The organism is Desulfovibrio sp. 7SRBS1, assembly GCF_049723905.1.
In the GTDB taxonomy this organism is placed as follows: domain Bacteria; phylum Desulfobacterota; class Desulfovibrionia; order Desulfovibrionales; family Desulfovibrionaceae.
This window is the reverse complement of the sequence record NZ_JBJKFD010000001.1, coordinates 2724131-2748729: the sequence shown is the minus strand read 5'-3', so window position 1 is coordinate 2748729 and position 24599 is coordinate 2724131. Positions and strand designations below refer to the sequence as shown.

Annotated in this window: 19 protein-coding genes; 6 read left to right on the top strand and 13 right to left on the bottom strand. The window is 58.1% G+C overall.

The genetic code is table 11. From position 1 onward, the window contains the following. Window positions 1-252: 252 nt before the first annotated feature. A complete protein-coding gene (glp, locus tag ACI0FJ_RS12425) occupies window positions 253-1497 on the top strand; it encodes a gephyrin-like molybdotransferase Glp (protein WP_424303901.1) in 1245 nt (414 codons plus the stop codon). A 166-nt stretch (window positions 1498-1663) separates the two neighbouring features. After that, window positions 1664-2296: a shikimate kinase AroL gene (gene aroL / locus ACI0FJ_RS12420; RefSeq protein ID WP_424303898.1), complete on the top strand. Its 633-nt coding sequence runs from the start codon at window positions 1664-1666 to the stop codon at window positions 2294-2296. 337 nt (window positions 2297-2633) lie between these two features. Here the strand turns inward: aroL and ACI0FJ_RS12415 are convergent, their stop codons facing one another. From ACI0FJ_RS12415 to ACI0FJ_RS12405, 3 genes are all read right to left on the bottom strand, one after another. Next, window positions 2634-3611 carry a hypothetical protein gene (locus ACI0FJ_RS12415; protein ID WP_424303895.1) on the bottom strand — a complete coding sequence of 326 codons (978 nt, stop codon included), beginning with the start codon at window positions 3609-3611 and terminating at the stop codon, window positions 2634-2636. A 212-nt stretch (window positions 3612-3823) separates the two neighbouring features. Continuing rightward, complete coding sequence (locus ACI0FJ_RS12410) at window positions 3824-5053, bottom strand: M48 family metallopeptidase (RefSeq protein ID WP_424303892.1); 1230 nt, start codon at window positions 5051-5053, stop codon at window positions 3824-3826. Continuing rightward, on the bottom strand, window positions 5050-6003 hold the full coding sequence (locus tag ACI0FJ_RS12405) for a polysaccharide deacetylase family protein (protein ID WP_424303890.1): 954 nt from the start codon (window positions 6001-6003) through the stop codon (window positions 5050-5052). The genes ACI0FJ_RS12410 and ACI0FJ_RS12405 overlap by 4 nt, the downstream gene beginning before the upstream one ends. Before the next feature lie 112 nt (window positions 6004-6115). Here ACI0FJ_RS12405 and ACI0FJ_RS12400 point away from each other — a divergent pair, with 112 nt between their 5' ends. Next, the gene (locus tag ACI0FJ_RS12400; RefSeq protein WP_424303887.1) at window positions 6116-6883 is read left to right on the top strand and encodes a glycosyltransferase family 2 protein; all 768 of its coding nucleotides are present in this window, start codon (window positions 6116-6118) and stop codon (window positions 6881-6883) included. Between the two features lie 207 nt (window positions 6884-7090). Here ACI0FJ_RS12400 and ACI0FJ_RS12395 read toward each other — a convergent pair whose 3' ends face one another. The 7 genes from ACI0FJ_RS12395 to ACI0FJ_RS12365 form a co-directional block, all read right to left on the bottom strand. Beyond that, window positions 7091-7513, bottom strand: coding sequence for a winged helix-turn-helix domain-containing protein (locus ACI0FJ_RS12395; protein WP_424303884.1), 423 nt, complete (start codon window positions 7511-7513; stop codon window positions 7091-7093). A 10-nt stretch (window positions 7514-7523) separates the two neighbouring features. Further along, entirely contained in the window at window positions 7524-9218 is a 1695-nt protein-coding gene (locus tag ACI0FJ_RS12390) for an FmdE family protein (RefSeq protein WP_424303881.1), read from the bottom strand. A gap of 89 nt (window positions 9219-9307) precedes the next feature. Continuing rightward, entirely contained in the window at window positions 9308-10483 is a 1176-nt protein-coding gene (locus ACI0FJ_RS12385) for a response regulator (RefSeq protein ID WP_424303878.1), read from the bottom strand. Beyond that, complete coding sequence (locus ACI0FJ_RS12380; RefSeq protein ID WP_424303875.1) at window positions 10476-11711, bottom strand: HDOD domain-containing protein; 1236 nt, start codon at window positions 11709-11711, stop codon at window positions 10476-10478. Before ACI0FJ_RS12380 ends, ACI0FJ_RS12385 begins: the two co-directional genes overlap by 8 nt. Next, on the bottom strand, window positions 11708-13576 hold the full coding sequence (locus ACI0FJ_RS12375; protein WP_424303872.1) for a PAS domain-containing sensor histidine kinase: 1869 nt from the start codon (window positions 13574-13576) through the stop codon (window positions 11708-11710). Before ACI0FJ_RS12375 ends, ACI0FJ_RS12380 begins: the two co-directional genes overlap by 4 nt. Window positions 13577-14110: 534 nt before the next feature. Further along, on the bottom strand, window positions 14111-14980 hold the full coding sequence (locus ACI0FJ_RS12370) for a cell division protein FtsX (protein ID WP_424303869.1): 870 nt from the start codon (window positions 14978-14980) through the stop codon (window positions 14111-14113). Then, on the bottom strand, window positions 14977-15720 hold the full coding sequence (locus ACI0FJ_RS12365) for a cell division ATP-binding protein FtsE (RefSeq protein WP_424306560.1): 744 nt from the start codon (window positions 15718-15720) through the stop codon (window positions 14977-14979). Before ACI0FJ_RS12365 ends, ACI0FJ_RS12370 begins: the two co-directional genes overlap by 4 nt. Window positions 15721-16183: 463 nt before the next feature. On the opposite strand from ACI0FJ_RS12365, the gene ACI0FJ_RS12360 reads away from it, so the two are divergent. After that, window positions 16184-16879, top strand: coding sequence for a substrate-binding periplasmic protein (locus ACI0FJ_RS12360; RefSeq protein WP_424303866.1), 696 nt, complete (start codon window positions 16184-16186; stop codon window positions 16877-16879). A gap of 67 nt (window positions 16880-16946) precedes the next feature. Here ACI0FJ_RS12360 and ACI0FJ_RS12355 read toward each other — a convergent pair whose 3' ends face one another. Continuing rightward, complete coding sequence (locus ACI0FJ_RS12355; protein ID WP_424303863.1) at window positions 16947-18335, bottom strand: deoxyribodipyrimidine photo-lyase; 1389 nt, start codon at window positions 18333-18335, stop codon at window positions 16947-16949. A gap of 13 nt (window positions 18336-18348) precedes the next feature. Further along, window positions 18349-18888: an N-acetyltransferase family protein gene (locus ACI0FJ_RS12350; protein WP_424303860.1), complete on the bottom strand. Its 540-nt coding sequence runs from the start codon at window positions 18886-18888 to the stop codon at window positions 18349-18351. A gap of 186 nt (window positions 18889-19074) precedes the next feature. Between ACI0FJ_RS12350 and ACI0FJ_RS12345 the strand changes: the two genes are divergently transcribed. Next, window positions 19075-19272, top strand: coding sequence for a hypothetical protein (locus ACI0FJ_RS12345; RefSeq protein ID WP_424303857.1), 198 nt, complete (start codon window positions 19075-19077; stop codon window positions 19270-19272). Between the two features lie 251 nt (window positions 19273-19523). Here ACI0FJ_RS12345 and ACI0FJ_RS12340 read toward each other — a convergent pair whose 3' ends face one another. Continuing rightward, complete coding sequence (locus ACI0FJ_RS12340; RefSeq protein WP_424303855.1) at window positions 19524-21239, bottom strand: NAD+ synthase; 1716 nt, start codon at window positions 21237-21239, stop codon at window positions 19524-19526. Between the two features lie 209 nt (window positions 21240-21448). On the opposite strand from ACI0FJ_RS12340, the gene ACI0FJ_RS12335 reads away from it, so the two are divergent. Next, complete coding sequence (locus ACI0FJ_RS12335) at window positions 21449-24436, top strand: response regulator (protein WP_424303852.1); 2988 nt, start codon at window positions 21449-21451, stop codon at window positions 24434-24436. Window positions 24437-24599 lie beyond the last annotated feature (163 nt).

The window sequence follows — 24599 nt, the reverse complement described above, 5'->3', positions numbered from 1 at the left end:
ACTTGATTCGACAGTGCTCTGGGTACTACAGTGCTTTCCGTCAAATCACCATGTTTTACGTTTCGGAAAATCGCAGAAAGGGAAAATATTTTTTGCCGTTTCTGCGTGGCGTAAAAGCGCTATATAAACGGTAGCGTCATGCTACATGAAAAAATAAATGCCTTGAAATGATATTTTGTTGTACTGCTTCGGCATTCTTTTACAAAGGGCCGGAAATTTGCCGTAATGTTTTTGTCGAAGTTGGGAGTTCCTATGCAGCATGATTTTTTCAACGTGGTTTCCACACAGCGGTTTCGGGAAATACTTGAAGGCTTTTCTCCGTTGGATACGGAAACCGTTGTCCTGGACCAGGCCTGCGGCCGGGTGAGTGCGCGCGACGTGCTGGCCGACCAGGACATTCCCTTGTGCGACCGCGCCACCATGGATGGCTACGCCGTGCGCGCCGAAGACCTCTTCGGCAGTAGCGAAGGCAATCCGGGCTATCTGGAATGCATCGGCGAAATCAGCATCGAAACTCCTGCCGAATTTTCCCTGGGGCCGGGCGAATGCGCGGCTATCACCACGGGCGGCTGCCTGCCCAAGGGGGCGGACAGCGTGGTCATGGTGGAGCAGACCCAGCGTATGGGCGAACAGACCGTGGAAATCCGCAAAAGCCTTGCTCCCGGCGAAAACATCATGCGCAAGGGAGAAGATGTTGCCCGGGGGCAGGTGGCCCTGGCAGCGGGGACGCGTCTGCGGCCGCAGGAAGTGGGGCTTCTGGCGGCGGTCGGCCAGACCGATGTCGAGGTCTTTTGTCGTCCCAGGGTGGGCATCATTTCCACGGGGGACGAACTTGTACCTGTGGACCGGACGCCCCGGCCGGGACAGGTGCGCGACGTGAATTCGCACGCCCTGGCCGCGCTTGTGGACGGAGCCGGAGGCATTGCGACCATGTACGGGCTGGCCGAGGATAGGCTGGACGTGATTGTGGAGCGCATGGAGCGCGCACTGGCCGAGAACGACATGATTTTTCTTTCCGGCGGCAGTTCCGTGGGCATGCGGGACCTGACCGTGGAAGCCATCGGCCGTTTTCCAGATTCCGAACTTCTGGTGCACGGTGTTTCGGTCAGCCCGGGCAAGCCGACCATCCTGGCCGTCATCAGCGGCAAGCCGGTCTGGGGACTGCCCGGCCAGGTGACCTCCGCGCAGGTGGTCATGCTGGTGTTCGGCCAGCCGTTTCTGCGCATTCTGAGCGGAGAAAGCGACGTGTTCAATACGTTGCGCTTGCCCCGTGTTCAGGCCGAACTGGGGCGCAACGTGGCCTCCAAACAGGGCCGCGAGGATTATGTGCGCGTGGTGCTGGAACAGCGCGAGGGAAAACTTCCCCTGGCCGTGCCGCGCATGGGCAAGTCCGGCTTGCTGCGTACCCTGGTGAGCGCGGACGGGCTGGTGCGCATTGACGAAGGCGACGAAGGGCTGCGTCAGGGCACGCAGGTAGAGGTCCGGCTGTTCGGCTGAAAAAGCAGGGGCGCCCCTGCTTTAAAAAGTTGGCTCTCTGGCGTACACGACAACACGTGTCGGGCCTATGTTTTTTGCGGCAGTAAAGCCTGTTACAGCCTACCCACTCTGGCCCATTCTGCGGCAGGATATGCCGCCTGCAACACTTCAAACCAAAGGATTTTCCATGCGCGCCATGAGACCCAAGGCTACCGTGCAGATACGCCACAACGTGGAGGATGCGGACAAGACCGCGGTCTATTCCAGGGGAAAAAAGGCTTCGGACGCGCCCGGCACTTCCGGTGCCCAGGGAAATGTCTATCTTGTGGGGCTGCGGGCCAGCGGCAAGACCACGTTGGGAAAGATGCTGGCGGAACGTCTTGGCCGTTCGTTTGTGGATACGGACGAGCTGTGCGTGCAGCAGGCGGGCATGACCATTGCCGAATTGGTGCAGGCACAGGGGTGGGACGGTTTCCGGGAGCTGGAAGCCAAGGTTGTGCGCCAGGTGGGCGAAACCTCCGGCCAGGTTGTAGCAACCGGCGGGGGAGTGGTGCTGCGGGACGAAAACAGGGACGTGCTGCGCGATACAGGGCGCGTGTTTTACCTGATGGCCGATCCCGGGTTGCTTGCCGGGCGGTTGGCCAAAGACCCCAACGAGGCCCAGCGGCCCGCCCTTACAGATATGGATTTGCGCCAGGAGCTGGCTGCGACCCTGACCGAGCGCGAGCCGCTGTACATGGGCGTGGCGAATTTTATTTTACAGGCAGGGGCACCACTGGAATCTCTTGTCGAGGATGTTCTGGAAAAGCTCAAGATGTAGCCCAGGCTGGCGATAATGGCATGATAGCCGTGTTGCTGCGGGTCATTTGATATCGCTCGTGTACGAGAAGAGTACACGTCGCGAATCAAATTCCCCTGGCGCCTTGCTCTCAAACCATTCTCCTCACCCTGCCATATTGGGCCATTTGGAGGATATTTTTAGAGTGCGGTTGGCTACGGTGCAGCATAGAACTCAATTTTTATCGGCCAGTACCATCAATTAAAGAAAATTTTTTGAGCACCATTGAGAGAGAAGCTTTTTTCCTTCTCTCGATAAATAAGAAAATCCCCCAAAGCGATTTGCCCTGGGGGATTTTTGTTTGTTTTGGGATTGCGGTCTACCAGCGCCGTGTCAGGTATCGGCGGGACGAGTCGGGAATGGCCCAGTTCAGGTCTTCGCCGAGTCTGTCCAGGGGGACGTCCTGCCCTTCGATGCGGATACCCTGGGGGTAGAGCACCGCGGAACTGAATGCATTGAGCGGCTGGAAGCGGGTGAGCGGTTCCAGCTGCACCGAAATCTTGTCCTTGGGTGAGAACGCGTACAGCCTTTCGGGGAAGAACGCGCTGGATACCAGGGGCTTGCCAAAGACGTTGAACAGCGTCTGGTTGATTTCCGTAAAGTCTTCCTTGCCTAGCCGTTGGGTTACACCGGCAATGGTTTCGTTGGAAACGAAGTTCACCTTGCGGTCCTTGTAGGGCAGAAAGGTCCGCGGGTCCTTGGCATTGGCCTTGATGACCAAGCCGAACTCCAGACGCGCGGCCAGGCTGCGGGTGCGGCGTGCGGCCGTGTCTTCCACTTCCAAGCCGATGTTTTCTATTTTTTCAAAGCCGTTGCGCCGCGCCATGATGTACATGGCAAGCAGCAGGATGCCCGAGCCCGTGCCGATATCGAAACCGAGGAACGACTCCGAAGGCGGCAGGTTGCGGCGGATGATGGAGCGGACGATGCGGGCTGTCTTGGGAACGTCGGCCAGCATGCGCAGCCCGAACTCCACCTGCTTCATCAGCTGCATGGTACGCGACCGGGGTCTTCCCCCGGGCGTCTTGTCGTTGAGTTGGGAAAAGGCCTGGAAAAGCCTGGTTATCTCTTCAAGCCGCACCACATGGGGGCAGGAAGAAGGATGCACGTAGGCGAAAAAATATTTGATGACCAGATTGAGCACCGCCCCGTCCGTAATGGGCGTGGAAGGTGTACAGAGCCTGTCGATGTCCCTGATCAGTGAAGTCGGAGTGTGGAGATGCGGCTCGATGATCTCCTCGTTTCCCGGGATCAACCGTAAAAGCTCAAGCCCGTTGTAGGCGCGCGCCGTATTCATTGTGTCGTTCCCTCCGGAATGCTTTGGACGCAAAAACGGATGATGCCGAGAGGCCCGCTATGGCGGAGCGGGCGACATTTTTTCCGAGCTATGCGTCTGGGAAGGGAAAAGCAGAATACGTGCCAGTGTGGGGTTTTTTATCGTAATAGGCTGAATTATAAAACTTTCCTGCCGTCAGTGGGGGCGGGCGGCAGGAAAGTTGCGTTTGGAAGTCAAAGTTTTTTCAGGTGGTCTATGCGCTGCAGAACCGGGGGGTGGCTGTAATGCAGAAAGACCAGCAGGGGATGCGGTGTAAGGTTGGCAAGGTTGGCCAGGCAGAGCTTTTTCAGCCCGGAGATAAGCGGTGTCGGGGTTTCACAGGCCTTGGCGGCAAAGGCGTCGGCCTGGAATTCGTAGCGTCTGGAAATGACGTTGCCCAGTACGGCCAGGATGCGGGAGACCGGGGTGAAAAGGATGATGAAGCAGAGCAGCCCGGCATGGATGCTGGGCGCCAGCCCAAAGGCGGCCGGCAGTTCCGGGGTATGCAGAAACAGGGACATGATGAAGAAGAGCAGCCCCATCTTGCAGATGGCCGTGATGGTCATTTTTTTGACGTGACCGAGCCGCCAATGGCCTATTTCGTGGGCCATTACAGCGGTTATTTCTGCGGTATCCAGCCGTTCCGTCAGGGTGTCGAACAGGGCGATGCGCTTGTGGCGGCCGAATCCCGTAAAAAAGGCATTGGACTTGGTGGAGCGTTTGGAACCGTCCATCAGGTAGACGTCGGACAGGGCGATGTTCTGGGACCGGGCCAGCGCATCCAGGCTTTCCCGCAGTTCCCCTTGAGGAAGGGGCGTGAACTTGTTGAACAGGGGCAGTATCCAAATGGGGAAGATATACTGCACTCCAAGAATCAGCAGGGCCGAGAAAATCCAAATCCACAGCCAGGCGGTGCTCCCTGCGTTCAGAAAGAAAAAGAGTATCGCGCCAAGGAGCAGACCGAGAAAAATTGCGCTGATAATATAACTTCGGATGCGGTCGCGCAGGAAAAGGCCGGGCGTGGTGCGGTTGAAGCCAAACCGTTTTTCCACCACAAAGGTGGAGTAGACGGTCAGGGGCAGGCTGCATATCTCATACACCGCCCAGACAATGGCGAAAAAGATGAGCCCGGTGCTTATTTCCCCGAACCCGAAGGACCTGGCCCAGCTGTCGGCAATCCCGAAACCGCCCAGGAGAATCACGGCCAGCAGCAAAGCGAGTTCGACCGTGGCGGCGAACTGTTCCAGCCTGCCCTGAACGCGGGTGTATTCCTGAGACTTCCGGTATTCTGTGGCGTCGAATACGTCCTTGAATTCGTCGGGAAGCTCCGGCGACAAGGCCCGGTCGTTGAAGTGCCGGGCAATGCTGTCCAGAAGGAAAAATCCCACAAGGGTGGCCAGTACGATAACCAGATACGGGTTCATGCACGTTCCGTCAGTTGAGTGTCTTTTTCCAGCTCCCGGATATGCTCCTGCAACCCCGCAAGGCTGTCCGGCACCTTGTAGCGTTCCATTCCGGGCAGGCCGCCCGTGGTTCGGCCTTTCACCATCTGTCCGTTGCCATGACCAGCGGGGTTGAGCCGGTTGCGCGAGTAGACAAACCCCTTGTAGCCAAGCTCCACCAGAATGTCCGTGGTATCCGGGGTAAAATCCCTTTCCTCGCCAAACGGTACGGAAAAAATTTGGCTTTGGTGCAGGTCGTGGCGGAGCAGGATGTCCCTGTCCGTGCCGATATCCTGGCGCTGGTCTGCCGGAGATAGTGAAGAGAGCACGTAGTGGGAATGCGAATGGTTGCCGTAGCTGATAAGCTTGTGGCGCGGCAATTGCTCCGGGTGTTCCACGCAATGGGCGGCCTTGGGCAGGGCTATGCCCATGCGTTGGAGAAATTCGTCCATACGCGCGTCCACTTCGCGCGAGTTGATTTCCGGCGATTTGGACGCCTTGTAAAATTTCTTGGGGGAAATGGTTTTCAGTGGATGGCCGTCCGGGAGCTGGGCCAGGAAATCCTTTACCAGATCCCTGGACATGAGCAGCCGCACCTTGTCGCGCCAAAAAGGCTTGCCCTGCATGGTGGCGGTGTTCACGAACACGGTAAAAGGAACGCCCAGGGCGAGCAGACGGTCCGTGCTTTCTTCCATGACGCATTTGTAGGCGTCGTCGAAGGTGACGGCGAATTTGCCTTCGGCTTTTTCCCGGGGCAGGGCGAGCAGCTCATCGACCGTGAGGCAGTCGAAATGGCCCAGCATGAAGCGGACCTGCTGTTCCAAAACGTCGGGTGCCACATTGTGCAGTCCCTTGGAGAGTTCTTCGGGAACCTGTGAAAATGTGGCATGGTACAGAAAGATATGCGTGTTGCGCGTGTCGGGGCTGAACATGCGGCGCATGCTATACGGCAAACCCGGCGGAGGCAACACGGAGGGCGTGGCCTACAGACGTGTCTGTCCCTTTTCCTTTACAACGATTGATAATCGGGGAAAAGTGCCTCGCATGAAACAACGCATCACAGGACTCATACTGACCTTCAACGGGGAGCGCCTTTTGGAGCGCACCTTGGAAAGCCTGGATTTTTGCGACGAGATTCTGGTGGTGGATTCCGGCAGCACCGACCGTACGCTGGACATTGCCCGCAGTTTCAACGCCAAAATTCTGCACCGGGATTGGGAAGGCACCATCCCCCAGTTCAAGTTCGCTTTCAAACATGTTGAAACGCCATGGGTCATCACGCTGGACCAGGACGAATACCTTTCCTCCGACCTCAAGGAAGCCGTTATCGACAAGCTGGCTTCCCCCGGCGACGCCTGCGGCTTTCACTTGCGGCGCAGGTCCTTTTATTTCGACCGCTTTCTCAAGCACAGCGGCTGGTACCCCGACTACCTGCTGCGTATCTTCCGCATGGATGGTTTCGAGCTGCGCGGCATCCTGCCCCACGAGGAATTCCATCCCACGGGTCCGGCCCCGAAAATTCCCTACGACATCATCCACTACCCCTATGTGGACCTGAGCGACCAGCTTGCAAAGATAAGCTCCTACACCAAGGCCACGGCCATTCATCTCCATGCCCAGGGCAAACGGGGCGGGCTGATGCAGGGCATTTCCCGCGCCATGGGGCGGTTCATCAAACGCTATTTTTTCAAGCTGGGCATTCTGGACGGCAAGGCAGGCTTTATTTTGGCCATCTGCGACATGATGTATGTTTTTCAGAAATACCTGCTGGTGGCCGAGATGCACGAGCAGCAAAAGCACAAGCGGCCTTAGCGGGCCCTTAGTGCCCCTTGGCGGGAAGTAACGCTCCCGTCGTGATGCGGCCTTTTTCGCAGAGAAAACAGCCCAGAAAAATGGCCCAGAAAAATGGCCCAGACGATTTCTACAGATCATCCGGGCCGTTTGTTTTTTCCGTATGCAGGGCCCAGCACCAGGCAAGGCCAGGCCGCAGGGAGGGATTACGCGGTACCGGCGGTTGTGCTATTCCCCGAAGCTCTTTGAATGCCAGGGGAATATTTCATCGGCCCTGGCGCGGGCATCCTGCTCCACCAGGCGGAACCACTCAAAATACTTGTCGCGCAGGATGCGTCCGAACTCGCTGAGACGGCAGCCGTCGCGGCGGCTGCCCACACGCTCGATGAGCTGGAACCCCACGACTTCCTCGGTCTTTTTTATCTTTCCCCAGGCCGCCCGGTAGGACATGCCCAGTTCTGCCGCGGCCTTTTTCAGGGAGCCACAGCGCTCGATCTTGTCCAGAAGTTGAAGACGCCCATAGCCGAAAAAGACCCCTTCGTCGCCTTCCAACCAGAGATGAAGACGGATGGTCGGCTGGTGATCGCCGACCTTTTCCGGGTTTTCTTCGGGGACTTCGGGGGGCAAAGTCTTGATGGCTGTCTGGGACATGCCCTCCTCCTTATTTCCCCATGGGACACTTGGGAAAAGTGCAGGTTTTACATTCCATGCAGAAGCCGCCGTCTGCAAATTCGGCCAGATCCTTGCGGGTTATTTCCAGCCCGGCCAGCACGCGTGGCAAAATCAGATCCAGACTGGTTGTCTTGTAGAACAGGGCGCAGGCCGGAACGCCGATGATGCGGACATCGCCCGAGCGGGCCAGCAGAAGCATGGCACCGGGCAGAATGGGAGCGCCGTACAGCAGGTCCGAAGCTCCCGCGTCCACCAGGGCATGGCGGGTCACGTCGTCCGGGTCCACGGACAGTCCGGCCGTGGTTATGATGAGCTGACACCCCCGTTCCATGAGGTCCAAAGTGGCATTGCGAATCATCTCCCTGTCGTCGGGGCAGATGGTGGTATGTTCGACCGTACTGCCCAGGGCTTTGATCTTGGCGGTAATGACCGGCTCGAACTTGTCCTCGATAAGTCCGTTGAAGACTTCGTTGCCGGTAATGAGCAGCCCGACCCGCAGCTGGGGCAGGGGCACCACCTGGAACAATGGTTCACCTTCCAGGCTCGAAACGGCCTGGGAAAAAAGGGTGCGCTCCAGATACAGGGGCACGGCGCGGGTTCCTGCCAGTTTTGTACCCGCCTTGACCAGCGAACAGTTCTTGCGGGCCGCAACCATGACGTTGGGCACAAGGTTGAAGCGGGTAAGCCGGGCCACGTCGGAAACAAACAGGCCGTCGCGCTCGGCCTGGATGGTCACCTTGCCTTCGCGGGGCGCGCCAGCGGGAATTGTGCCTTCTCCGCACATGATGCGGGCAAAGCTGTCGGCCACTTCGTTTTCGTGTATCCATTCATCGGTCGGCAGGTCGCCTTCCTGTACGTAAACGTGATTTTTGCCCATAAGCTGCAGGCGGCATATATCGCCCGCGCTGAAGTTGTGCCCTTTGTGGAACTCCGCCCCCTTGGAGGCATGGGCGTCGATTTTGGTCATGTCGTGCAGTGCGGTGCGGCCCACGGCCTCGTTTACATTCAACGCCTGCAGGCTGGGTGGCAGAGGCGAGGGCTGGGCAATCTGCGCCCCCTGGCCGTCCCGCGTCGAGTACGGGCCTTCGCCCTGGCAGCTTCTACAGATGCAGCCGAATGCGCCGGGATAGGCATCGCCGCACAGGGGACAGATGGTGATTCCGCCCTTGCTGCGATGGCGCAGCACAGTGGGTTTGACGGTAATTTGCTCTATTGAGCAGATTGTGGGACCGGCCTGGCGGATTTGGGCGTGCAACAGTACGGAATCCTGTTCCTTTTTTGGTTTCAGCTTGAGAAACCAGGAGTAGATTTCCGACCATTGCTCGATTTTTTTCGGGTCCACGCGGATGCGCACACCGTGGCCCGTGTATTTGTCGAAAAGGGAGAGAGCGTAGACCCCAAGGTTCTTGACCCGCAGCCAGCCGTTGCCGGTGCTGCACAAGGTCAGCAGCTGCACGGCGTCGGGCAGGCACCAGGAGGTTTCCGATATGGCGTCAAAGATGGTGCCTTCGGGCAGATGGCGCTTGGCCTCCTCCACCATATACCCGCCGAGTATCAGGCCGGGAGCCGGGGAACCGTGGAAACGCCGGGCAACTTCAATGAATTCGTCGTAGGAATATGGTCCTATGGAGCTATCCGGTGAATGAAGGAGAACAGAGTCTTTGACGTCTGGCTTGGTCGACATGCAATGCTCCTGGCTATGTTAGTCTGGATATATGTTGGTGTCGACATAGTCTAAGCCTTTTCCCTTCATTTTTGTCAAAGAAAAGCTCTTTACTCTAGGTTTGGCACCTTTTTGTTTTTTTTGTCGCAGGTAATGGGCGTGTTGCCCTTAAGAGGTACCAGCATGCTCAAAAGACCCTTGAATCCGTATGTACGGGCAAAGTTCTTTATGCGCTCGATATGCGTTTCGGAAAGCACCTGCCCCTTGACCATGACCCGGATATTCTCTCCGGCAATAAGGTCCTGGTGCAGCACCATGCCCGGACATATTTTTGCCAGCGGAATCTTGCGCATCACATAGCCTTCGTCCTCGCCCACTGCTTTTTCAAAAGCTTCCAAGATGATGGGATCGTAGCGCTGCTTTTTCAGTTTGGCCAAGGCTTCGTACTGATCGTTCCCCTGAACCCGCAACGAATCGTAATCCAGTGCCAGTTTGATGAGCTTGGCCCCGTCCGGCAGGTTGTCGGGCGGATTGTTGAGGTCGTATTCCTGCTGCTCCACCATGGTGGAGACATCCTCCAGATAGGGAATATTGGATATGAGCTGTCCTCCGACAACGGGATGCATGGCCAGAATCTGCGCATTTTCCGGGGATATCTTGTCCGGAGGCAGGGTCGCCTGCTGGAGGATTTCCTCGGGGATGGTCATGCAGCCGATCTGGCTGAGCATGCCCGCCAGTTCCACCTTCCAGAAGTCCGGGATGATCTTCTGTCGTCCGACCTTGCGGATATAGCGGGTTATGCGCTCGGCCCGTCCAAGGGCGGAAGGGTTTGCCATGGCCAGTATTTCGCTGAGCACGGTGACGCAGCCGCGCAGGGTTTCCCGCAGCAGGGTTTTTTCCGCCATGACCAGACGGTGCTGGCGAAGGGCATCGTCCACTGCCTGGCCCAGCACTTCCATGTTGCAGGGCTTGGTCAGAAACCGGAACACGCTGCCGTGGTTCACGGCCTCTATGGCTGTTTCCAGTTCCGCAAATCCGGTCAGCATGATGCGCACGGTATCGGGCTGTTTTTCCCTGACGCGGGCAAGAAAGTCTATACCGCTCATGCCCGGCATCTTGAGGTCGGAAACCACCACGGAAAATGGGCCTTTCTGGTCAAATGTGGCCAGCCCCTCGTTACCGTCCATGGCGGTCTCCACATCGTATTTCAGCCCGAAGGTGCGGGAAAAGGTCGCCAGAATATTCAGGTCGTCGTCGACGAAAAGTATTTTGGACTTTTTAGCCACCGGAAACCTCCATCAGTCGTTCAGAGCAGATTTTCTTCCATTCGTCGTACCTGTCCGTATATCCCATTTGGGCCAGGTATTCCGTGTCTACAGGGTGCGGTGCGTAGCCTGGGTTGATGACGCGGAGTTCGTGGTCCAGGGCGTTGGCCACATGAACGATGCAGAGGATGAGGGCGTCCTTGGTGCATTCCTGTTCCTGACAGGGATGATGGTGGCAGGCCAAGGCCCGGATCTGATAGTCGGGCATGCCCCACAGCCCCAAAAGGTAGGCCCCCACCTCGCAGTGGGCCACACCAAAGTGTTCCAATTCGCAGTCGTGGATGGCGATATTGTCTTCCCGGGACTTCTTCAGGATGGCGGAGTAGTCCTCGGGAAAATTGGAGAGCAGAATCAGCTTGCCCATGTCGTGCAGCATGGCTGCGGCAAAGCATTGTTCCTCCATTTCCTGCCCCATTCCTTCATGGTCCGTTATGCAGCGGGCCAGCTGAGCGGTTTCCAGACAGTGGGTCCAGAGTGCGCTGACGTTGAACCCCAGACAGCAGGACGTGTCCAGCTTTTGGAACAGATGGGTGAAAAGGAGGCTGGAGCGTATGGTATCGAGCCCCAGCAGGGTGACTGCCTGTTCGGGCTGGCGCACCTCGTTGCTCAGGCCGAAAAAAGGAGAGTTGACCAGCCGGAGAATGGACGCGCTCATACCCACGTCCTGGGCAATGAGGCCGCCTATGCGTTTGAGGCTGGGGTCGTCGGTCCGTATCTCCTCCATAACCCGCAGATAAACGTCCGGCAGCACAGGAATGTGGTCCATGCGGTTGATCAGCTTGCGGACCGACTCTTTTTTCAGCAGAAATTTGACGCGTGCCAGGTCTTCGATGACTTCTTTGACATCGGAGCCCTTGCAGGGTTTCACAAGATACCTGTGCGCGGCCTTTACCGATGCCAGCATGGAGCTGCTCTCCACATGGCCGGAGCAGACCACGCGCATGCTTTGCGGCCAGTTTTTCTTTACCTCACACAAAAAACGGGCCCCGTCCATGTAGGGCATGCGCAGATCGGAAACGACCACGTCGTAGGGCGCCTCGCGGCACATCTGCAGTGCCTGGCTCGCGGAGTTGCAAAAGTCCGTATGCCAGTTGACTCCTTCAGCCATCATTAGTCTGCGCAGCGAGTCGAGCACGAATTGTTCGTCGTCCACAAAAAGAACCCGCAGCTTTTCCTCCTGGTTGGTCATGTTTCCTCCCTCAGAGGTAAATAGATGTGGAACGTGGTCCCCTTGCCCATCTCGGATTCAAAGTCGATTGCGCCCTTGTGTTTCTTGATGATGGAATAGGTGATGGCAAGCCCTTGGCCTGTGCCTTTGCCCGGGTCCTTGGTGGTGAAAAAGGGGTCGAATATCTTTTTGCGGGCATCGGGCGGAATGCCGGTGCCCGTGTCTGAAATGTCTATGCGCACGAAAGGACCGGTGAGGCAGGTGGAAATGGTGATGGTCCCCTTTTCATCCCCTTCCTTGACCACGTCCTGCACGGCATGGGAGGCATTGATCAGTATGTTGAGCATCGCCTGGTTGAAGTCGCCAGGGTAGCAGGGCACGGGAGGCAGGTCCGGGGCAAGGTCCATGACCATTTCCGCCGTGTATTTCCATTCGTTGCGGGCGATGGTGACGGTATTTTCCACGGCCTTGTTGATGTCCGTGGGAATTTTATCCTCGGTGCCCGGATGCGAGAAGCGCTTCATGGCCTTGACGATGGTAGTGACCCGCTCCACGCCTTCCATGGCCTGTTCCAGGGCTTTTGGGGTTTCCTTTCGATAAAAGGCCAGGGTTTCGTTGTCCTTCAGTTCGTCGGAGGAGCCGAAGATTTTGTCAAAGGTCTCGTGCACGGTCTTTAAGAACTGCAGGTTGCCGTCCACATACTGCATGGGCGTATTTATTTCGTGGGCGATGCCCGCAGCCAGCTGCCCGATGGATTCGAGCTTTTGGGCATGGAGGAGGTTGCGTTCCAGGGTTTTGCGCTCGGTGGTGTCGAAGAGGATTTCCACCCTGTGGATGGTTCCCCGATAGCGCAGCCCCAGAGTGCTTCGGTACACCGGAACCATGGCCCCGTCGGGCCGGGTCAGGGTGGCCTCCACATTGAGCCCGTCCATGGTTTCCATGTCGGTCTCGGCGTTATGAAGTTCGGCAATACTGTTGAAATTTTCCCCCTGCAGCGGCTTTTCCAGGTAGCCGACAAGCCGCTTGGCTTCGTCGTTGGACTCCACAATGATGCCGGTTTTGGGCGCAATGACAAAGATGGCGGCCCGGATGCCGTTCATGACCGCACGCATAAAGGTCTCGCTGTCGCGGAGTCTGCGGCGGGCCTTCATCAGCTGGGAAACGTCGCGGATGCTCCCTTCCAGATGGGTCATTTCCTGGTTTTTGAAAACGCCGTGGCCGCTCAAGGATATCCATATGATGGTGCCGTCCGCCCTGTAGACTTGGATGGTGAAGCCTTTGACCCGTCCCCTGCGGCGCAGCAGGGAGAGGAGGCGGTTCCGCTGTTGGGGGTAGACGTAAATCTCGCTGATATTCTGGACCTTTTTGAGGAAGAGTTCCGGCGAGTCATAGCCCATGATGCCAGTGAAAGCTCTGTTGACCCGCAGAATGCTGCCGGTAACCGAGGTCTGGTAAAGGCCCTCCAGGGAGTTGTCGAAAATGGAACGGTATTGCTCTTCTGCCCGGTTAAAGGCTTCTTCCACCCGCATGGCATTGGTGACGTCGAACGCGGAAATTATGGTTCCCTGAACATTGTTTTCCGCAATCTCCAGGGGGTGGGCGGTAATGTCGAACCAGCCGGACAGATTTTCGATCCAGACCTGATGGTTTACAAATTCATGGCATCCCTTGGTGGTGGGGGCGCATTTTTCGCAAAAGGTATTGTTGAAATGCAGAATCTGTCTGCAACCAAGGCCTTTGATGTCTTCGATGGGTTTGTCCAGAGCCTTGAGAAGCGCGCGGTTGGCCCAGATCAGGCGGCATTCCCGGTCTATGAAAAAAACAAGGTTGGGAAGCAGGTCAAAGGCCTTTTCCCAATCCGAACAGCTGCTGAATGGTCCATCCATGGATGCGCTTCTCCTTTTGAGGCCTTGTGGAGGCCGCCCGTCCGTGGAGCGACCCTACGACGCGGGCGAAATGGGCGACATGGGCGATTTTGAGCGTTGGGGCGACGCAGGCGATGTAGGCATAGTCGCCCTCGTGGCCATTTGAGACACCACAGGCACTATGGAGTTTTATATGTTGTTATTTATAGCCTAGCAAAGGAGGAGGAGAAGTGGGAAGGGGATTTCCTGTTGAATGAAAGAAAACATGTATATTTCCTCCTGGTGCGGATGCAGCCTGTAGGGCTGAAGTGCAGCAAAATCAGGGGGAAAATTCGGAATGGCGGTTTTGAAAAAAAATATTTGGAAAGCGGTAGGAATTTTTCGGAAAGGTCGTGTCTGGAAGTGTCGGGCAGTGTCGGGGCTTCGGTATGGTCGGAAAGGGTATGGCCGAAGGCGATTGTGGTCAGCAACTCTTACGGCCGCTGACTCTTGGGAATCTCGCGGACTGTTCTGGGCCTTGCAATCCGTTGCAGGCCCGGCGCTTTGAATCGTCTCCTAATTGCGGATAGCGGCCCAACTGCCCAGCAGCCCGGCCAGAACCGGACCGGCAACGAGAATTGCGGCCTGGTGCAGGGGGGGAAAGTGCAGCTCCATGAGCAGGGGAGGGGTCAGCAGCAGTTCGCGGGCGGCCATCTGGAAAAGTTTGAGCAGTCCCGTGCCCAGCAGGCCGCCTGCAAGGCCCAGTGCCATGCCGCCGCAGATGAGCGGCAGGCGGATGTAGGTTCGGCTGGCGCCCACCAGCCGCAGAATTTCTATTTCATCGCGCCGTGCCATTTGGGCCAGTTTGACCGTATTGCCGACCAGCAGCCCGGAAGCCAGGGCGAGAAGGCCGATGAGCGGCCAGATAAAGCGTTCGCTGGCCGTCACCCAGGAGCGGGCCGCATCCATCTGCAATGGGTTGAAATGGACGTCGGCCACTTCGGGCTGGTTTTTCAGCTTTTCAAACAGAACCCTGGTCCATTGGGGATCGCTTTCGGGAACCTGAAAGACCAGCAGGGCGGTAGGAGGCAGGGAACTTTTCCCCGCGGCCTTGGGCGTGATGTCCCGGCCCATTTCCGCGGCCAGCTCTCGCAGGGCCTGGGTGGAAGTGAAGGTCTGGATCTCTTCCAGGTTTTCCCATTTGCCTAGGGATTCCCATTGCGCCTTCACTTCGTTCTGATCCGCATCCTTGCTCCAGTAGACCTGGAATTCCACCTGCCCCTGCTGCCGGGAAATCTCCTGGCCCACATTGAAAAGCAGCAGCACGAAAAGCCCTGCCAGAAACGTGGTCAGGGTTACGCCCGCCAGGGTGAAGAGCTGGGCCCAGGGATGGGACCACATGTCGCGTATGCCTTTCAGCATGAGGCCTGGCAGGGAGAGGATCATTCGGTTCCTCCGTATGATTGCGAGGGGTGGCATTCGTCCTGCGGGTCGTGGTGGTGCGGGTCGAGGTCCTTGGCGCAGTCTGGGCCCTGGCACACGCTGCCATCGCGCAGGTGGAGGATTCGGGCGTTGGGGATAAGGTCTATCACGCCGTAGTTGTGCGTGGCCATGATGATGGTGGTGCCAAAGGTGTGGAACTGCTTGAACACCTGCATGAGCCGCCGGGACAGGCCGGGGTCGAGGTTGCCGGTGGGTTCGTCGGCCAGGATGAGCTGTGGGTTGACCACCACGCTGCGGGCTATGGCCACCCGCTGCTGCTCGCCTCCGGCAAGGCGGTCGCAACGCTCGTAGCTTTTGTTTTCCAGCTTCAGTACGCGCAGTACGGCGCGGACCCGGCGTTCCACCAGGCCGCGGTTCATGCCGCGTACGTTCAGGGCCAGGGCCACGTTGTCGAACACCGTACGCTCGGGAAGGATTTTGAAATCCTGAAAAACCACGCTGACCTGTCGGCGCAGCAGGGGAATCTGCGAGGCGCGCAGTTTTTTCAGGTCAAACCCTGCCACTTCGGCGCGGGTGCAGCGGCGGGCCGAAAGCGTACCGTGCAGCAGGCGCAGCAGGGTTGTTTTTCCGGCGCCGCTGGGACCGGTGAGAAAGAGAAATCCGCCCTTGTCCAGGGACAGGGAGATGTCTTTGAGTGCCCAGTGGCTGCCGAATGCGTAGGAGAGTCGTTCGATGCGGACCATACGTAGCTGCCTTGAGGCCGCCCTTTTGCATGGGCGGGCCGTGGAAATTGCGGGTGTGCGTTCACTGCCGCGAAGTTGTGCAAGGATGGTCCAGGTGTGGCTCTCCGTCAAGTCCCTCTCCGGGACGGCGGCATTCCCTGCCTGGCGGGAGAATGGTCTTGCCTGAAAAAAATCGTGCCGCGAGGTTGGCTGAAAAAATGCGGCCCACGATATCAGGAAAACGCTGTTTTCTTGACTTTTTTTGATCTTTTGGATTTGTTGGGCAGTACTGACGTATCGGCTTGGTTGCCTCTCGCATCTGTCCGGCGTGAGCAATGGTTTTAACCGCTTTGTTTTTTTATAACTTCTTGATATAAAGACTTATATGCACACGTTTGTACCCAAAATACCGGTCCGCCTGTTCGGGGGGATGGCATATCTGCTTTTGACGGTCCTGCTTGTTTTGTCTGCCGCGCAGCAGAGTATGGCTGCAAACACTGTCCGTTTGGATCAGCTGCAATACTATACGGAAAACTACTATCCCTACAATTATCAGAAAGGCGACACGGTCAAAGGGTTTAGCGCGGATTTGCTGCGTCTTGTCCTGAAGTCTTCCGGTACGCAGGAAGAGCCGCACATCCACCTGCAGCCGTGGGCCAGTTCCTTCCGCATGGTGCAGACCAAACCCGGCTCGGTGCTTTTCAGCGTGGCGCGTACCCCGGAGCGTGAGGAGCATTTCCATTGGGCCTGCCCCATAGACGAGGTGCGCTTCGTCCTTGTGGGGCGCAGGGCTTCCGGTGTTGTGGTCAAATCCTTGTGGGATCTGCAAAAGTATACCATCGGAACCATCGCCGACGACGTTGCGGACAAATTGCTCAAATCCATGGGGCTGGCATTGGACATAGAAAGCGCCACGAGCATTGATCACAATTTTACTCGGCTGGACAACGGAAGAATCGATCTGCTTGCCTATGAGGCAGGCTGTATGCGCAACTATCTCCGGAAACGAGGTATTTCGCCCGACAAGTACGAGTCCGTCTACCTGCTCAAGGTCGTCCCGATCTGTTACGCCTTTAACCCGTCCGTTCCCCTGGCCGTTGTCGAACGGTTCGAGAAAGAACTCTCCAAGGTCCGGAAGACTCCGGAATTCAAGCAACTCCGCGAGCGCTATCTGAAGTAAGGCGCAACGCTTTCCAGGACGCTGCCATGGTCATTGCAGGTCTTGCCGTGTCGCCCCTGTCCTCTGCTCAGTCGCCCCCTGCGCTGCCGAGCTCTGCCATACGTTCGATGTAGGCCGTTGTATCGAACTTGCGCCGTGCTCCCCGGTCGTTCATGTACCGAATCTGCCCGTAGACGGGCCGTTCCTTCCAGGGACGGTCATGCTGTCCGGCAATGCACCAGGCAATGCCGGTGTAGCCGTTGCTGTCGCGTCCATCCAGGGCGTGGCGGTCGTTGAGGGTGACGGCCGTTTGAAAGGCGCCCTCGGGCGTGGTGCTCCATTCCAGTATCTTTTTTCCCCAGTACATGCGCATGTAGCCGTGGATGCGCCCGGTGTGCAGCAGTTCCTGCTGGGCCGCGTTCCAGAGTGGGTCGTGGGTGCGGGCCTGTTCGAATTGGTCGCAGGTGTAGATGGCGTCGCGCGGGTCGTCCCGGTGCTTGTCCAGGCTGCGTACGGCCCATTCCGGGGCTCCGGCCAGGGAGTCGTAGTGCGGCGTGTGCAGGCAGTAGTTGTCGGAAAGTTCCCGCCGTACCACGATCTGTTCGATGAATTCATCCACGGCCTCGGTGGGCGGGGCGGATTTCGCGCGCTGCCCCGGCCTGCCCGAAGCCGCCAGAACGGCCCGCTGCGAGGAAAGCATGCCGAAGTGCAGATAGGGCGAAAGCCCGGAAACGGCGTTGGCGTTGGGATCGTTTCTTTTTTCGTAGACCGGCAGGCGTTTGGCAATGAAATGTTCAAGGGCCTGCAGGGCCGCTGCTTCGCCGGGCGCGGGAAAATGTTCGGGCAGGGCAACGGACGGGCGTGCGGCATGGCGCGGCAGGGACGTATCCCAGGCGTGGGGATGGGACAGAAGCGCGGGGGTGGCTTCAAGGTAGTGCATGAGGCCGCGCATGACCTTGGGGCGGATGGTCCGGGCCATGTACTCCCGTTTGTCCGATGCCTTGCGGCAGGGCACGATGTTGCGCGAGTCCACTTCCACCAACGGGCAGGTGCAGCCCTTGGCAGCCTCCTGCATCCAGCCGCGCTTGATGCGCAGCGGGTCGAAGTCCGTAAAAACGACCGAGGCGCCTACTGTATTGGCAAAGCGGGCCACTTCGGTTCCTGGATTTCCGCTCAACCCGGCCAGGGGGATGCGCAGGGCGTCGAGGTCCTTTTCCATTTCCCGCAGTCCGGCCCGGAGAAAGGCGAAGTGCACGGGCGCGGCCTGAAGGAATTCGGGCGCAAGGCAATGGACCACGGCCAGGGGCACTTTGTGGCGCAAGGCGGTTTGCTGGGCGTATTGCAGCCCCCAGTTGTCGCGCACCCGATGGTCCCGGTGCATCCAGTACAGGACCGGTCCTGCGGGGTGCGAGGTTCCTTTTCCCGGCGTGACAAGATTTGCTCGGTCCTGGTGCAGCCCGCTCAATTCCTCAATCATGCCCCCTCTCTCCTTATTGCCCGTTTGCCAGAATTTTCGACATGATCCATCCGTCCTGAATGCTTCCGTTGAATTGATATGCCCCGCGCAGGACCCCTTCGGTTTCGAAACCGGCCTTCAGGTACATCTCCCTGGCGGCCTTGTTGCCAAGCGCGACATTCAGGTCCAGGCGCACAAGACCGGCATCCCTGGCCCATTTTTCCAGAAATTTCAAGATGTCGAGCCCTACCCCCTGGTGGCGGAAATCGGGGAGCACGCCCATGCCGTTGACGCGGACGCAATGGCTGATGCCCGAGATGTGCCCGCCCACGGCAAAGAGATAGCCGCACAACCGCGGCGTATCGTGGACGGCTATCTCGGCCACCACGACCGTTGAATTGGGACTTGCCAGCAGCCTTCCCAAACGGGCGGTAAAGGCACTTCGGCCCAGGTTCATTTCACGCAGTTCGTCCAGAAGATACGGGCTTATGTCTTCAATGGCCCGGACCAGGTCGAAAAGTTCGCCGGAATCTTCCAGTTTGGCGTGGCGTATGGTGAAGTTCCAGTGGGGCATCCATCTCCTCCGGTGCTGCGTGAGGCGGTTTTACGTGAGACAGTGTCGGGCATAGGCGGTGTTGCCTGGCGGCGCGGTGTGGTGCCGGTCCATGCGCGGGGTGCAGGGGGAAAGCACGGTGGAATCCCGGAGCAAAAGGGCATACAGTCTGCCCCGCATTATCGCCAACAAGGAGATCTTACTTCCATGAGTACAAAGGATACACCATATATCGCCGAAGATGGAACGCTTGTCATCCCCGGAGAATGCGTCGACAACACCTGCAAATGGTGGAAGAGCGAAGGCCGACCCATCGAAGAACTGCTCAGGACCCTCGACGTTACGCCCGAAGTCTGGGCCAGGTACAGCGACAAGCCCTTTCCCGAGGAACAGCCGGAATCCTGAGGCATTCATCCTCAGACTGCTGACAAAGGCACGATAGCGTCGTTGTTTCAAAAAACTCAAACCCTCGCGTATCTGAAAATACGCGTCGGTCTTGAGTTTTTTTTACGACGGTGAGTCTTGTGGCTCTCGTACCTTTTTGAGCAGCCTGCCAGATTGGACTTTGTAATCAATCTGAGTCCTCCGTCCTTCGCTTTTTGGGGTGCATTCTGCGGCGTGCTTCCTTTTGCGCGCTGTATGAAGCTACGCTGAGGCTATTTGCAGGCCAGGGGCATGCGCCAACCCGTGCCAAAGGCCCTGGATGTGGTCTTCAGTCCGGGAGGAGCCTGGCGGCGCTTGAATTCGGCCCGTTTGACCAGCCCGAGCACGCGGTCCACAATCTGGGGAGCGTGTCCGGCAGCCACGATTTCGTCCCGGCTCTGTTTCTTTTCGATGAACAGGTGCAGGACGGCGTCCAGGGTGTCGTAGTCGGGCAGGCTGTCCTGGTCCTTTTGGTCCGGACGCAGTTCGGCCGACGGCGGCTTGCTGATGGTGGCCTCGGGAATATGCGGGCCCATGGTGCTGTTCAGCCAGCGGCACAGGGAAAAGACCATGGTCTTGGGCACGTCCGCGATAACGCCCAGCGCGCCGCACATGTCGCCGTATATGGTGCAGTAGCCCACGGAAAGCTCGCTCTTGTTGCCCGTGGTCAGGAGCAGGGAGCCGTGTTTGTTGGACATGGCCATAAGCAGGTTGCCCCGGATGCGGGACTGGATGTTTTCTTCGGTCACGTCGGGGTCGCGTCCGGCAAAAGGTTCTGCCAGAACCTGTTCGAACCCCTGCATGAGCGGGGCTATGGGCAGGGTGAAGGATTGGATGCCCAGGTTGTTGACCAGGGCGTAGGCGTCGTCCAGGCTGCCCTGGCTGGAATAGGGCGAGGGCATGAGCACGCCGGTTACGTTGGAAGCACCCAGGGCATGGGCTGCCACCGCCGCGGTAAGGGCGGAATCTATGCCGCCCGAAAGCCCGACCACGGCCTTGGAAAAACCGCTTTTGCGCACATAGTCCCTGGTGCCGGTCACCAGGGCGCGCCAGATTTCACTTTCCGCTGAAAAATCGTCGTCCGCAATGGACCCGGCCTGGGCCGGTGCCGGTGCCGGTGCGTTTTTGTCCGCTGCCACGTCCACGCACAGCAGGTCGTTTTCAAAAGCGCAGGCCCTGGCTGTAAGGGTGCCATCGGCGGCAAATACCGAGCTGCGTCCGTCGAAAATGAGTTCGTCGTTGCCACCGCACTGGTTCACATAGACAAGGGGTACGCCGCGGCGTGCGGCAATGCTGGAGAGCATCTGTTCGCGGACGGCCTGCTTTCCTACGCAGAAAGGGCTGGCCGAGGCATTGACCAGTATGTCCGGGTTCTGGCGCATCAGAGCGTCCACCGGGTCCACGGCGTAGTTCTGCGCCTGCCAGAATTCCTTGTCGTTCCAGATATCCTCGCAGATGCTTACACCGATGCGCGTCCCATTGAGATCGAAGACGCCGGGTTCGGGAAAGGGTTCAAAGTACCGCTCTTCGTCAAAAACATCGTACGCGGGCAGCAGGGTTTTGCCGAAAACCCGTTCCACCCGGCCGTTGCGCAGCAGGAGCAAGGCATTGTGCAGAGGCTTGCCAGGGGCGGAGAGGGCGGAGTCGCCGTTGTTTTCCGCGCAACCACGGCTTCCGGCAAAGGCCACGGAGCCCAGTAGCAGGGCCGGGCCGTCCGGCATCTCGTCATGGATGGCCCGGGCCAGGTCTTGGGCGACCTGGTCGCATTTGCGGATAAAGGCTTCATACAGCAGCAGGTCGCGGGCCGGGTAACCGGTCAGTACCATTTCGGGCGTAATACAGAGGTCTGCGCCGCGTTGTGCAGCCTGCCGCACGGCTTCAAGGACGAGTTCGGCATTGCCGCGCAGGTCGCCGACAAGGGGATTGAGCTGGAGTAGTGCGATGTTCATGCGCGTGTCATACCCTCAGATGCGGTGCCTCGACAATACCCGGAAAAGGGATAAACCGCTGCAAATTATCATTGTGCGCAGTGGACAAGGCGCTGGGCTGAAAGCGAATTTTATCATTACCGTAACGGGGGAATATAGTGTAAGGACACATAGAAAAAGTATTGAGGGAATCGCCCCTGGCTCCGGGCCCGTCAGATAAGGTTGTCACTATGAACACTTCGAAGCACCCCTCAGGCAGAAAATCCACTCGTCATCCGGAAAAAGCGAAGGCATCGCTGCCTGTTCGTATCTGGCGACGTTTTTTCAATGCAGGCATCAACACAAAGGTGAGCCTGCTGACCATTGCTATTTCCACCCTTATTTTTCTTGCCTTCGGCATCTACGATTACCAGGCCATCAAACATCAGATGCTGCGGGACATCAACGACTCCGCCACCATAATCAGCACCGGGCTGTCCAAGATGCTGCTCACCCCCGTCTGGAACGTGGACCTTGAGACCATAGAAGGCATCATGGCTACGGAGATGGAGGACAAGCGCATCTACGCCCTGTACATCACCGAGCGCGACGGCAGTGTGTTTACCGGTTTCATGCGCGACGCCAATTGGGACATCGTTCCCTATAACGGCGAGCCTGGCACCAATCTCATCAGCCGGGGCCAGGAGATGACCATGAGCGGGCATAACCTGGGAACGCTCACCGTGCTTATGACCAAGCGTTTTATTCAGGAGGAACTGGGCAAGTCCCTGCTGATGACCGCCCTGCGTACAATTCTTATGGAAGGGCTGCTGGTGCTGTGCATCTACGGGTTTATGAAATCCCTGCTCATCAACCCCATCCGCCAGCTCACCTATGTTGTTTCCAGTGTGTCGCGGCGCAAGGATTACTCGTTGCGCGCCACCAAGTGGAACAATGACGAAATCGGCGAACTTACGGACAATATCAATAAGACGCTGCACATGGTGGAGGAGCGCAACCTCCAGCTCAAACGCTATTCCATCTCCCTGGAAGAGCAGGTGGCCCAGCGTACGCGGGAGCTGGTCGATTCCAACAGCCGTTTGAAATCGGTGAACGAGGAGCTTGCCCAGGCCAGCCGCATGGCGGAGAAGGCCAACCGGGCCAAAAGTGAATTTCTGGCCAACATCAGCCACGAGATACGCACGCCCATGAACGCCATCCTTGGTGTGGCGGAGCTTTTCCGCAGCACCAGCCTGGATGAACGCCAGGACGAGTTCGTGGGAATCATCAAGAACTCCGCCACCTCGCTGCTTGGCCTGCTCAACGATATTCTGGACTTTTCCAAGATCGAGGCCGGGGAAATGGCCGTGGAGCAGATTCCCTTTTCCCTGCACGATCTGATCAACGAAGCCACGGACATGTATTCCGAGAGTGCGGGCGGTCTGGGGCTGGATTTTGTCGTGGATATCGGCCCGGAGGTCCCCGACCATCTTATCGGCGACCCCCTGCGCCTGCGGCAGGTCTTGCTCAATCTGCTTTCCAATGCCTTCAAGTTCACGTCCAAGGGCGAAATCGTCCTGGCAGTGAGCGGTGGGCGTCCTGTGGGCAACATAGTGCCACTGACCTTTTCCATCCAGGATTCCGGCATCGGCATCCCCGAAGACAAGTTGAGCAGTCTGTTTCAGGCCTTTACCCAGGCCGACGGCTCCACCACCCGCAGATTTGGAGGCACCGGACTGGGGCTGGCCATCTGCCGCAGGCTGGTCACCCTTATGGATGGCGAGATTGGTGTAGAGAGCACGGCGGGAGTGGGCAGCACCTTTACATTCAATCTGAAATTTCCCCTCGACCCCAAAGCTCCTCCCAGCCAGGCCGAGCTGGTCCTGCCGCCGCCTCTGGCTGGTTCCAAGGTCCTGCTGGTGGAGGACAACTCCATCAGCCTGCGCGTGGCTGCCCGCATGCTTTCAAGCTTCGGCCTGGAAGTCGTGGGTGCGACAAGCGCGGAAGAAGGGCTCCAAACCCTGGACGAGCAGCCGGAGAACAGTTTTTCAATGGTTTTCATGGATTGGCGGCTGCCTAATGTGGATGGCGTGGAAGCCTGCAGGCGCATCACCAACGACCCACGCTACAAGCATATCCCGGTTCTGCTTATGACCGCCTACAGCAGCCAGCTGAAGCCTTCCGGGCTGCGCAAGGCGGGTGTGCGGGGACTGGTCAAAAAGCCGCTTCGCAAGTCCGTGCTTTTTGCGGCCGTAATGGAAACCGGCGGGCTGGTCGTGCCGGGACAGGATGCAAAGGAGAAATTGGGTACCGTGTTCGACCGGAGCCAGTTGGATGGCGTGTCGGTGCTGTTGGTGGAAGATAATGCCGTAAACCGGCGTGTGGCCGGAGAAATCCTGAGCATGGCCGGGATGACCACCCGCATGGCCGACAACGGCCGGGAAGCGCTTGAACTGCTGAAGAAAGAACATTTCGATGTGGTGCTCATGGACCTGCAAATGCCCATCATGGACGGCATTACAGCCACCCATCGTATTCGCGACGATCTGGATATGACCGATCTTCCCATCATCGCCATGACCGCCCATGCCATGGAGGACGACCGCAGGGCCTGCATTGAAGCGGGCATGAACGACTATGTGAGCAAACCCATCAATTCCGAGCAGTTGTTCCGGGCCATCCGCAACTCTCTGGGGCTGGCACCGGGAACCAATGAACCGGCCGGGCCGAAGTTGGTTGGAGCAGGAAGTGTCCTGGCTGGCGGAACAACTCCGCCAAAGGTTTCCAGCCGTGCGGCGTCGTTGGATATAATGGACCAACCAAAGGTGCCCGAGGAAACCGGGAATGCCCCGGACGAGGCGGAAAGCAACGAAGAAGGGGACGCCCGGATGGAACCTCCCAAAAGCCTGGATGGGTTCGACGTGGAAGACGGGATGGAACGTCTGGCCGGAAACTGGCCACTGTACTACGATATCCTCAAGGAATTTGTGGCCAACTATGAGAGTTTCGACCAGGATGTACAGAAATTCCGGGACGCCTCGGATTTTGATGGATTGCGCAATTACGCCCATGCCCTTAAAGGGGCTGCTGGCAATGTTTCGGCCATTGACCTCCGCCTGGCAGCCATGGACCTGGAGCAGGCCAGCGCGCAAGAGGATCTTGCCGGCATTGAGGAACATGTCCACAACGTGCGCAAAGTCCTGAAGCGGACTTCGTATGTGGTGCGGGGGCTGGCCTGATTTATTTGCCAGGGCTGGCCTAATCTATTTATATGCCGGGGCGACGCAGGTGTTGCTGCGGGCGTTGTTTCCACCGTTGTCGGCGAATTGGCAACCACTCTTCCTGCTGGCTCCAGCACGAATCATACTACTCATTTTTCCTGTTTCACGGCTGGCCTGGTGC